General features: G+C 42.9%; 8 protein-coding genes and 1 pseudogene. 5 read left to right on the top strand and 4 right to left on the bottom strand.

Annotated elements, in window-relative coordinates; all coding sequences use genetic code 11:
• Positions 1-159: 159 nt before the first annotated feature.
• Positions 160-867 (bottom strand): DsbA family oxidoreductase, encoded by a 708-nt coding sequence (locus J502_RS06530; RefSeq protein WP_034683460.1) that lies wholly within the window; start codon positions 865-867, stop codon positions 160-162.
• A gap of 202 nt (positions 868-1,069) precedes the next feature.
• On the opposite strand from J502_RS06530, the gene J502_RS06525 reads away from it, so the two are divergent.
• A complete protein-coding gene (locus J502_RS06525; protein WP_034683459.1) occupies positions 1,070-1,819 on the top strand; it encodes a hypothetical protein in 750 nt (249 codons plus the stop codon).
• Between the two features lie 92 nt (positions 1,820-1,911).
• On the opposite strand, the gene J502_RS06520 is transcribed toward J502_RS06525, so the two are convergent.
• The 3 genes from J502_RS06520 to fadB form a co-directional block, all read right to left on the bottom strand.
• Positions 1,912-2,760, bottom strand: coding sequence for a lipoprotein (locus J502_RS06520; RefSeq protein WP_373866265.1), 849 nt, complete (start codon positions 2,758-2,760; stop codon positions 1,912-1,914).
• Positions 2,761-2,928: 168 nt separating this feature from the next.
• Positions 2,929-4,101, bottom strand: a complete 1,173-nt coding sequence (gene fadA / locus J502_RS06515; RefSeq protein WP_005017032.1) for an acetyl-CoA C-acyltransferase FadA — start codon at positions 4,099-4,101, stop codon at positions 2,929-2,931.
• A gap of 12 nt (positions 4,102-4,113) precedes the next feature.
• Positions 4,114-6,264 carry a fatty acid oxidation complex subunit alpha FadB gene (fadB, locus tag J502_RS06510; protein WP_034683456.1) on the bottom strand — a complete coding sequence of 717 codons (2,151 nt, stop codon included), beginning with the start codon at positions 6,262-6,264 and terminating at the stop codon, positions 4,114-4,116.
• 539 nt (positions 6,265-6,803) lie between these two features.
• Here fadB and lpxO point away from each other — a divergent pair.
• From lpxO to pgsA, 4 genes and pseudogenes are all read left to right on the top strand, one after another.
• Positions 6,804-7,718, top strand: a complete 915-nt coding sequence (lpxO, locus tag J502_RS06505) for a lipid A hydroxylase LpxO (RefSeq protein ID WP_005023047.1) — start codon at positions 6,804-6,806, stop codon at positions 7,716-7,718.
• A 500-nt stretch (positions 7,719-8,218) separates the two neighbouring features.
• A pseudogene (gene uvrC / locus J502_RS06500) lies at positions 8,219-10,017 on the top strand (excinuclease ABC subunit UvrC).
• Positions 10,018-10,124: 107 nt separating this feature from the next.
• Positions 10,125-10,922, top strand: a complete 798-nt coding sequence (locus J502_RS06495) for an acyl-CoA thioesterase (protein ID WP_034680169.1) — start codon at positions 10,125-10,127, stop codon at positions 10,920-10,922.
• A 106-nt stretch (positions 10,923-11,028) separates the two neighbouring features.
• Complete coding sequence (pgsA, locus tag J502_RS06490) at positions 11,029-11,616, top strand: CDP-diacylglycerol--glycerol-3-phosphate 3-phosphatidyltransferase (protein WP_034683454.1); 588 nt, start codon at positions 11,029-11,031, stop codon at positions 11,614-11,616.
• Positions 11,617-11,627 lie beyond the last annotated feature (11 nt).

The raw sequence follows: 11,627 nt of genomic DNA, 5'->3' as shown, positions 1-11,627 counted from the left end.
TTATTATTAGATTTTAATCCACATTAGAAAATAAAAATTATTAAATATTATAAATATCTTAAGTATTTTTAATAATTTATTTTTAAAAGTCAGTAAAATAAATTAAATCTATAAACTTTTATATAAAAATCCCCAGCTTGTGGGGATTTATTAATAAAATTATTTTTGGTCAGGTATCTCACAGTTCTCATCGGTACAAACTACGCCATCTTCTGGCTGATTTATACTTGTTTCCTGCTGTGTCTTTAAAACCTGGTCAAAAACTTGTATGAACACATCACGTGGCTGTGCACCTGCCAGAGCAATACGCTGGTCAAACACAAAAAAAGGAACCCCCGTAACTTTAAGCTGTTCACGAGCCAGCTTCTCATCATGCTGCACAAAATCTGCGAAGGTATCAGTATCTAGTACATATTCGACTTCCGCTGCATCTAACCCGATCCGCGCTGCCACATCTTCTACTGTTTCGCGCTCGCCAATGGCTAAGCCCTGTGTCATATAAGTATAGAAAAATGCTTCTTCAGCCTGATTGCCTAAACCTTTACTCTGGGCCAGATGGATAATACTGTGAGCATCAAAGGTGTTACCTGAGTTGGCCTGTTTCCAGTTAAATTCAATTCCTTCTTCTGCGGCCATAGCAGCAATTTTTTGCTGCATTTCTTCCATTTCTTCAACTGTACGCCCGTATTTCTGGGCCAGACGCTCTGTATTGGACTGTTCATGCTTGACTGGTGCTTCTGGATCAAGCTCATAGCTATGCCAATAGACTTCAAGTTCGACTCCTGCCTGTTCAGCTGCCGACTCTAAACGTTTCTTTCCGATATAGCAGAAAGGACAGACTACATCTGACCAGATATCTACACGCATGCTGTTTCTCTTTTCTATGCTTCATTTCAAATGATAAGGGCGACATGAGTGCTTTTAAAGAGAGAGGCTGTAATAAAATGCAAGTCAGCCCGGATTCCTTCATTTTTTAAAATATAAGGAACTGTTTTTAGTCATAAAAGTCAAACAGTGCTGTGTTCTGATTCAGGTTAGTATAAAAATGAAGCGGTCACTGGAGCTAAATATGCCACGTATATTCATGATTTTAGGTGTAGTGACCTTTGCGGTATTTGCTCTATTATTTTATCAGTACTCAGCACAGCGTCAGGATGAGGTACAGGCACAGCAGTTTGAAACAGTGATGACTGAAAAAATGCAGCAGCTGTATCTTCAGGCTCAAGATTGGACCACCCCTATACATCTACAAACGAAAGACCAGCGTTTGTCTGGAGATTACCAGCTCATGGCTGATACTTTGCTCAGTTATTGGGTAAATAGTGCAGAGGCACGTAACCGTTATTTACGGGAACTGGAGAAATCTGACTGGGTTGATTTTTTGGATGTAGACCGGCTCGATAAAGACCGGAAACAGAATTATAAGGAAACTGAGCAAATGCTGGCGCAGGTTCGCAAGATTTCGCAGCAGTATCAGCAGCAGACCAGCCAGATTAAACAGCAGACTTTAGAAAAAGTAGAGCAGTTACCCATTCGTACTGATTTGCGTAAAGCTATGCTCACCAAGCTCGAACGTAGCCAGAAAAGTGACGAAGATCAGGCAATTTTTCAGTTAGAACTACAAATTCTAGAAAAAGCAGAAGCCATGTTTGAAATGCTGAAAAAGTACAAATGGGTCAAGCAAGGTGAAACAATTCTGTTTTATGAAGATGAGCAGGTAAAACAGTTCAACACTTTATATCAGGAAGTATTACAGCTTAATGCTGAAATCGAAAAGATTGAACAGAAAAATGTCGAAGCCCTGAAGCAAGAACTATAGCTTAAGAGCCTCGAAATCATGTTGTTTCTAGCTCGAATCATCCCTGTAGTGTTCAGGGATGATTCTTTTTTAGGGTCAAAATAAAAGGCGATTTATTTTTTCGCGACTGTAGCAGGGAAAAGAGGATCCAGGAAATTAGGCGCAACAAAGTCCACTTGCTCTACTTTATAAAGTTTTCCAGCAAAGTTATTTTGTTGATGCCACACTATCTGATTTTTACTGAGATCTATCAGATTTAAAGAATAACGTTGACCTTCAACCGGCATTGAATAATAAATTAGTCCAGCGCCTGCTCCTATGGTTGCCAGTGATACGCCTGCACTCAAGGTCGCTTGTGAGAATTTACGCCCGAAAGACGGCTGAGCTCCGGAAATATTCACAACAATCATTTTATCTGCCTGAGTAAAGGTTTTAAGCGTACTTAAATCTTCGGCAGATAAATCTAGATTGACTGGTTGAAAAGTATTCTGGTTGGGTGAAACAGTGGTTTTATTCAATTTTTCGAACAGACGTAAGAGGATGTCTTGTTGAGATAGATTGGGCGTAGTGTGATTTAAAGCGTTAAGCACAGGAAACTGATTAATTTCCTGCCGTTTATCCTTTGGATGTAAACGGATGTCATACCCTATTATCTGTTTCTTTGGCATAAAACCGCAAATGAAGGGTGCTGATTTCACAGTTGTATTAACCGAAACTTCTTTTAATTGCTGGGCAAGAGCCTCATTAAAGCCTAGGGCCAGTTGAGCACTTTCTTGACCAATAATGTGAGAAGTCCCTAACTCTGCACGCGATAAACAGCTATCAGTTAAAATTGCTACAGAAGATTGTCGGAGCTCATTTTGTTGACGGTCTAAAGCGCTACGTGTTTCGGGTTTAATCGCCATAGTATTACAACCTGTAAGTACTACGGCACAGCTTAAGCTGAATAAAATTTTTTTCATTTGAGAAATATAAGATTAATTGTGAAAGAAGAATGTGCAATAAGTTATTATTCGTCACATTGAGTATTGATATTGATTATTTTTTGTTGCAGAGCCAAGTTTTTTATTCAAAAAATTGTAAAAAACCCTGCATTGAGCAGGGTTTCTTTAAGTTTAGTATTTTAAGAATTAAACACGTTCGATAATGGTAGCAATACCCTGACCTAAACCGATACACATGGTAGCAAGACCGATTTGTGTATCTTGCTGTTCCATAATGTTCAGTAGAGAAGTGGTAATACGCGCACCAGAACAGCCCAGTGGATGTCCTAACGCAATTGCGCCACCACTTAAGTTTACGATGTCTTGTTTGTCATAAAGGCCTAAACCTTTCAGTACAGACAGACCTTGTGCGGCAAATGCTTCATTTAGCTCAACTGTTTGCATGTCAGCAATCGAGAGACCAGCACGTTTTAGTGCTTTCTGGGTTGCTGGAACCGGGCCATAACCCATGATCGCAGCATCACAGCCTGCAACTGCCATAGAGCGAATTACGGCACGTGGTTTCAGGCCGAGAGACTGAGCTCGTTCAGCAGACATCAGTAACATGGCAGATGCGCCATCAGACAATGCAGAAGAGGTTGCAGCAGTGACTGTACCGCCTTTAGGGTCGAATACTGGGCGTAAAGCACGGAAAGATTCAATATTGGCATCCGGACGAATTACTTCATCGATATCACACAATACTTTATAACCGTCAGCATTATGACCTTCAATACCCACAATCTCGTTCTGGAACAGACCATTTTCAGTCGCAGCCCAAGCACGACGGTGTGATTCCACACCAAAGGCATCCTGTTCTTCACGGGTAATACCGTTCATACGGCCCAGCATTTCAGCAGTCAGACCCATCATGTTAGATGCTTTAGCATAATGCTTAGAAGCAGCCGGGTTCAGGTCGATACCGTGCATCATACCTACATGGCCCATATGCTCTACACCACCGATGATAAAAATATCACCCTGGTTGGTTGCAATCTGTGCAGCTGCTGTATGAATGGCCTGCATGGAAGAACCACACAGACGGTTAACGGTTTGACCGGCAACAGTTTTTGGAAGGTCCGCCAGCAAAGCAATATTACGGGCAATGTTCATACCTTGTTCAAGGGTCTGGTTTACACAGCCCCAGATCACGTCTTCAACTTCATTCGGGTCGAATTCGTTACGTACCATTAGTGCACGGATAAGTTCAGCAGACATGGTGTCGGCACGTACATTGCGGAACATACCGTTTTTCGATTTGCCCATGGCTGTACGTACACCATCAACAATCACAACGTCACGTGGATTTAAAGTAGCCATTCACGTCACTCCTTAACCGTAGAATTTTTTATTGTTAGCTGCCATGTCACGCAACATTTGTGGCGCTTCATAAGCTTTACCTAGGTGTGCATATTTATCGCAAAGCGCTACATATTCAGCAACACCGGTCTGATCAATGTAACGGCATGGGCCACCACGGAATGGAGGGAAACCTACACCCATGATCATCGCCATGTCTGCTTCAGCAGGAGTAGCCACAATGTTGTCTTCAAGGCAACGAACTGTTTCATTACAGAAAGCCAGCATCATGCGGTCAATGATTTCCTGAGGATCAAATTCACGTTTTTCACCTGATATTACTGGAGCAATGACATCATAGGCAGTCGGGTCAACAGTTTTGGCTTTCTTACCTTTACGGTCGAGCTCATATTTGTAGAAACCGACATCATTTTTCTGACCCAGGCGTTTTGCTTCATACATGGTCTGGATAGAACCTTTGTAATCTGGCTTCATACGGTCAGGGAAACCTTCAGCCATGACTTCTGCACCATGTACGCCGGTATCGATACCTACAACATCCATCAGGTAGGCAGGACCCATCGGCCAGCCAAATTTTTCCATGACTTTATCGATTTGCTGGAAGTCAGCGCCATCTTTAAGTAACAGATCAAATGCACCGAAGTAAGGGAATAATACACGGTTAACCAGGAAGCCCGGACAGTCGTTAACAACAATTGGCGTTTTACCCATTTTCTGGGCGAGAACTACTGTTGTTGCGATTGCTTCTTCAGATGTCTTTTCACCCCGGATGACTTCAACCAGTGGCATCATGTGTACCGGGTTAAAGAAGTGCATGCCAACAAAGTTTTCCGGACGCTGTAAGGCTTTTGCCAAGCGCGTGATCGAAATTGTAGAAGTATTGGATGCAATAATTGTATTTTCACGTACCGATTTTTCAGTATCTGCCAGAACCGCTTCTTTAATTCTTGGGTTTTCAGTGACTGCTTCAATCACAATATCTACTTCTTTAAACTCTTCATAGCTTAAAGTCGGGCGGATACGTGCCAGGGTTTCACCCATTTGCGCAGGTTTCATTTTCTTGCGTTCAACCTGCTTGGTCAGCAGTTTGTTTGCCTCAGACATACCCAAGGCCAGTTGCGGGTTACCAATATCTTTCATGATAATTGGTGTACCTTTGCTTGCCGCTTGGTAAGCAATACCGCCACCCATGATCCCCGCACCCAGAACAGCTGCCTGATTTACAGGATGTGCACCTTTTTCATGCTGTTTAGAAGCTTTTTTCACAACCTGGTCATTTAAGAACAGACCAATGAGTGCTCCTGCTTGCGGAGTAATAGCTGCTTTGGCAAAACCTTCAGCTTCAGCTTTCAAAGCTTCGTCACGATGTAAGCTTGCACCTGCCTGCAAAGAATCCAATAGTAGTTTTGGAGCAGGATATTGAGCCGGATTAGCTTTAGCCAGTACCGCACCCTTGGCTGTATTAAACGCCATCATTTGCTCAAGTGGACTCAATTTTACAGGGTCCAGCTTTTCCTGACGCTTGGTTTTCCAGTCCAAACGGCCATGAATAGCCTGCTTAACCAGATCAACTGCAGCATCTTTGAGCTTATCAGCTGACACAACAGCATCAACAGCACCGTCTTTTAGTGCAGCAGCCGGTTTTTTCGGTGCAGCAGTTGCCATCCATTCAACAGCGTTATCAATACCAATAACACGACTTAAACGAACTGTACCGCCAAAACCCGGGAAGATCCCCAGCTTGATTTCAGGTAAGCCCACCTGTGCCTGCTCTGACATGACACGGTAGTCACAGACCAGACACATTTCAAAACCACCACCTAGTGCCATGCCATTAATAGCAGCCACTTTAGGAATGTCCAGGTCTTCAAAGCTGTTAAAAATTTCATGGACAGGCATCGCCCAATCAACAATTGCCTGCTCACCTTGTGCAAAGTTATCACCGAATTCAGTGATATCAGCACCAACGATAAATGTAGATTTGCCTGAAGTAACGATTAAACCCTGAATATCAGCAGCGGATACGGCGTCAATCGCAGCCTTGAAATCTTCAATCGTTGCACGGTTGAATTTGTTAACCGACTCACCTTGTAAGTCAAAGCGGAATTCTGCAATCCCGTCCTCAAGCATTTGGACGGTAATGGCATTGCCAGCGTGGATCATGCCCTGATCTCCTTTATTTTGGAGGACTTCTAAGTTGATGTAATGAAGCGTGTGTACATTTCCCGCACACATCGATGCTCCGCTAATCTTACGATAACTATATCCAAAAAGAACATAACAAGTTGTATCAAGCCGTGACGCAAGGGTCATCAATTTTAAAGGACAATATTCTGGTTGTGATTCCAATAAGTAAATCTTTGATAGATTATTTGAAATAAGTCATTAATTATAATAATTATTATTTTAATCAGTTGATGTAAACTATTTATAGAAAATAAGAGAATATCTACCGTAATAGGCAGTTTAAATACTCAGGTTATGTTTTAGTAACCTGTTAAATTCAATTTTAAAATTTCTGAATGCACTGGAATTGTTATGTTTAGAAGTTGTTATTGATAATACATCATTAGATAGAGTTCTATTTTGGCTACCCTTTATCGTCTTTTTTATCAACATTTGATAAAATCGCCGCCATTTACAGAGCCATTGACCTGTCGAGCAGCTCTAATCTCTCTCTTTTTATGTTGCAGAGTAGCTATATGATTAAATGGATCGTATTGGCGATTTTTGTGATTTCAGCGTTGTATATCCAAAATCGCGGTAAAGTGCGTCATTCGTTCTATCGTCAATTTTTTGACCATTCAACGCTTCTCGCACCGATTAATTTTTTAATGTACCTGTTTTCCAAGGTACCTAACCAGCCTTATATTGCTACCCAGCATTTTAAGGATTTGCAAACCTTGGACGAGCATTGGGAAATGATTCGGGATGAGGCCAGAGCCTTGTACCAGCAGGGCGGGATCAAGGCAGCCAGCAGTTATAACGACCTGGGTTTTAATTCGTTCTTTAAGACTGGATGGAAACGTTTTTACCTGAAATGGTATGATTCTAGCCATCCGTCTGCAGCAGAACTCTGTCCAAAAACCACGGCCCTATTAAAAACATTACCGACCATTAAAGCTGCCATGTTTACTGAGCTGGCGCCAGATAGCCGGTTAGTTCGACATCGCGACCCCTATGCTGGTTCATTACGCTATCATCTGGGTTTATTGACACCTAATGATGATCGCTGCTTTATTGATGTAGATGGCCAACGTTACTCATGGCGGGACGGGGAGAGCGTGGTTTTTGACGAAACCTATATCCATTATGCAGAGAACAAGACAGATGAAAACCGGATTATTCTGTTTTGCGATGTAGAGCGTCCATTAAAGACACGTTTGATGCAAAATTTTAATCATTGGTTTGGTAAAAAAGTGATGACTGCAGCCAGCTCGCCGAATGAGGCTGGCGACCAGACAGGCGGTTTAAATAAATTGTTTGCTTATGTCTACCAGATTAGGCTTAAGGCTAAAGCGTTGAAAAAGACTAACCGCCAACTTTATTACGTTTTAAAATGGTTTTTGATGTTGGGTATTTTCTTCCTGATTTTTATCCGGCCGTATATTACTTAAAAATTTAATGCCCTGCGGGGCATTTTTATATTTGAATGCTTTGATAAATCAGGCATAACTTAGCAGCATGGACATCAAAACAGATAGATCAATTTTGATAAAAATAGAATGTGCACTTTTAAAGGTGTTTTGAACCAAGAATAATGAACATATTGCTATAAGTCATAAGCTATTTTACTCTGTTTAATACAGTTTCCTGTTCTATAATTGATATTTCTGAAAATTAAATAAATTTAAATTATTCAGACCATTACTTGATAACTAGTATACAATTTTTTAAGTGTAAACAAAACCGGCTAGCAAGATCAGGGATTAATATTTCTTCACAGGTGTTTTCTTAAATAACCAGCAAAATTTGATTTTTCAAATAATATATCTATACGTAATGAGTTTGATGTTAAAGGCTAGTGAATTTCTTTGAAAATTGTGAAGATGCTTGAAAAAGCCAGTAAAAGCATCACATCATGTGAAGAGCAAGATCTTGTCAATATAGGCCCCATGTGAACGAAAATGCACGCGAACATATAGAAAAAATTCTGGCAAACATGACCACTTTACCCGGGGTATACCGTATGTTGGGTAAAGATGGTGAACTCTTATATGTAGGAAAAGCCAAGAATTTAAAAAATCGTGTGTCGAGCTATTTTGTTAAAACTATCGAGCATCCCAAAACTCAGGCACTGGTAGCACGTATTTATGATATTCAGACTCTAATCACCCGGTCTGAAACAGAAGCCTTATTACTTGAACAAAACCTGATCAAGCTGCACCGTCCGCCGTACAATATCATGCTGCGTGATGATAAATCTTATGTCTATATTTTTGTGTCGAGTGATAAGCCTTATCCACGGGTAGCCAGTGGCCGGGGCAAGGGCAAGCATCAGGTTGGCAAGTTTTTTGGACCCTATCCCAGTGCATATAGTGCTCGTGACACCTTAGTCGTACTGGAAAAGCTGTTTAATGTACGCCAGTGTGAAAACAGCTATTTTGCCCAGCGCAAACGGCCGTGTCTGCAATATCAGATTAAGCGTTGTTCTGCACCTTGCGTCGGATTGGTAAGTCCTGAGGATTATCAGGAAGATGTAAAGAATACCATTCGCTTTCTGCAAGGTGATACCAAAGAGCTGAATCAGGAACTGATTGCCAAAATGGAAGAGGCCGCAGAAAAGCTCGAATTTGAAAAGGCCGTATTTTATCGGGACCGTCTGGGACTGTTGCGCGAAGTACAGGCCCAGCAGGCAGTTTATAAGGTCAAGGGTGAAGCCGATATTCTGGCAATTGCCTATCAGGCCGGAGTAACCTGTGTCCAGATTATGCATGTGCGTAATGGCCGGATGTTAGGGGGTAAAAGCTATTTTCCCGACATGCAAAGTGATGACCTAGGACAGATGCTTAGTGACTTTATGGCTAACTTTTATTTTCAGGTAGCTGATGAGGTTCCGGCTGAGCTGATTGTAAATGTAGCCTTACCTAACACGCAGGAACTTGAACAGGCTATTCAGACTGAATTTGGCAAGAAAGTACAGATCAAGCATAAAGTACGGGAAACCCGTGCCGAATGGCAGGAGCTTGCAGTCATGAACGTGCAGCATGCCATTAAGGGGCAGCTGAGCAACCATCTTGAACTGCATGAACGCTTTCACCAGCTAGAGCAGGTCATGGGCCGGCCAATTGACCGAATTGAGTGTTTTGACATTTCGCATACTATGGGTGAAGCACCGATTGCCTCATGTGTTGTATTTGATCAGGGAGGAGCACGTAAACGTGACTATCGGCAGTTTGCCATTCAGGATATCACCGGGGGAGACGATTACGCAGCCATGCGGCAAGCTCTGACCCGGCGTTATAAAAAAAGTCTGTTACCAGACTTGCTGCTGATTGACGGCGGTAAAGGCCAGTTACATATGGCAATGGAAGTCATGCAAGACTTGGGTCTGGATGCTTTCATGGTAGGTGTTTCTAAAGGTGAAGGACGTAAACCGGGACTAGAAACCCTGCACTTTACGGATGGCCGCAAGATTCAGCTCGCTGAAGACCATAAGCATTGCATCTGATTCAGCAGGTACGTGATGAGGCACACCGTTTTGCTATAACCCGGCACCGTGCCAAGCGGGACAAACGCCGTGCAGGTTCGGTTCTGGAAGCCATACCGGGTCTTGGTCCGAAGCGCCGGCGTGACCTGCTTACCCATTTTGGTGGGATTCAAGGTGTACTGAAGGCTTCAGAAAAAGAGTTAATGGTAGTTCCCGGTTTGGGTCCGGCACTGGCTCGAACGATTTATAAAATACTGCATGAATAATAGGCAAAAATTACCAAAGTAGAGGATGACTCCCGAGTCAGCAGCCATTCACAGCACTTAAAAAACTTGTCATGATGGCCCGAGCACAAGAATAATTGAGGCAAGGGATGTCATTAAAACAACTTTTTCAGGCTGTGACAGTTTCAGAAGAGATTGATATTCCAGCAGGCTGGTTACAGGGCCGGACCATTTATGGCGGACTGGTAGCGGGAATCCTGATGCACAAGGCTGTAGCGACTGTCAATGATCCGCAAAAACGGCTGTTAAGCACTAGTGTGACCTTTGTTGGCCCGGTACAGGAGAGTCGTGCCAGAATCACCGCTGAGGTGTTACGTGAAGGTAAATCCGTAACGACGGTAGAGGTAAGGTTATGGCAGAATGATGAAGTCCAAAGTATTCTGCTGGCCAGCTTTGGTGCTGAGCGCCCATCTGCAATTGAAGTCCATCAGGAGCGTCATGCTCCTGACTATCCGTTGCCTGAACAATTAAACTGTTTGCCTTATCGGGAGGGCTTCTTGCCACCGTGCTATCAGCAGTTTGAACTGTGCTGGGCCGAAGGGCAGTTACCCTGTAGTGGCAGCAAGACTCCGGACTTTGGTGGCTGGTTCCGGTTTAAGCCCGAATTTCATGATAATAGTGAACTTGAGCTGGCTCATTTGTTGACCTTGATGGATATCTGGCCACCTGCTGTGATACCGCTCTTTAAACAGGTGGCTCCTGCCAGTTCCTTGACGTGGCATATCACTTTGGTACATCCGGTCCAGCATGAGTTGCATGACTGGTTTAAATATAAAGCTTTTACAGATTTTGCAGGGGACGGCTATTCAACCGAATATGCCCATATCTGGGATGCCCAAAATCGCCTGATTGCGATTTCCCGGCAGACTGTAACAGTGTTTGCCTAGTGACACTAAATATCATTTCGTATAAAGTGACCCTACTAAAAATGGATAAATCCTCAAAATTTTCTATTACATGATCATGTGGTAGGGGGAAACACTGGCGGTGTCTATGACTACAGGTCGTATCCTGAATATTCCGAACATCTTGACTTTGGCACGTATCGGATTGATCCCGGTATTTTTGCTGGTGGTTTACTGGCCACCTGCAATGCAGGTAAGTGGGCATGAAAGCAGTATGACCCGGCATATTATTTTGACTGCAATTTTTATACTTGCGGCAGTAACCGACTGGTTCGATGGCTATCTGGCCCGAACCTTGAATCAGACCTCAGCCTTTGGGCGCTTTCTTGACCCTGTGGCAGATAAACTGATGGTTGCAGCGGCACTGATTGTGCTGGTGCAATGGCAACCGACAATTTCAATGGCCTTTGCTGCGATTGTCATTATTTCTCGTGAGATTACAGTTTCCGCCTTACGTGAATGGATGGCAGAACTGGGAGCTCGGACCAGCGTAGCTGTTTCTACGGTGGGTAAGTATAAAACAGCATTTCAGATGATTGCGATTTCTGTATTTCTGCTGAACTGGCCGCCGCTTGAATTAATTGCTTATGCACTGCTTTATACCGCAGTGCTTTTAACCTTATGGTCAATGTTTATTTATCTAAAGGCCGCCTGGCCTTATTTAAAGCAGCCTTAACAGTGGCCCTA

Origin of the sequence: Acinetobacter sp. 1294596 (genome assembly GCF_000582925.1) — a bacterium.
GTDB lineage: Bacteria > Pseudomonadota > Gammaproteobacteria > Pseudomonadales > Moraxellaceae > Acinetobacter > Acinetobacter radioresistens.
This window is presented reverse-complemented; position numbering and strand designations above follow the sequence as displayed.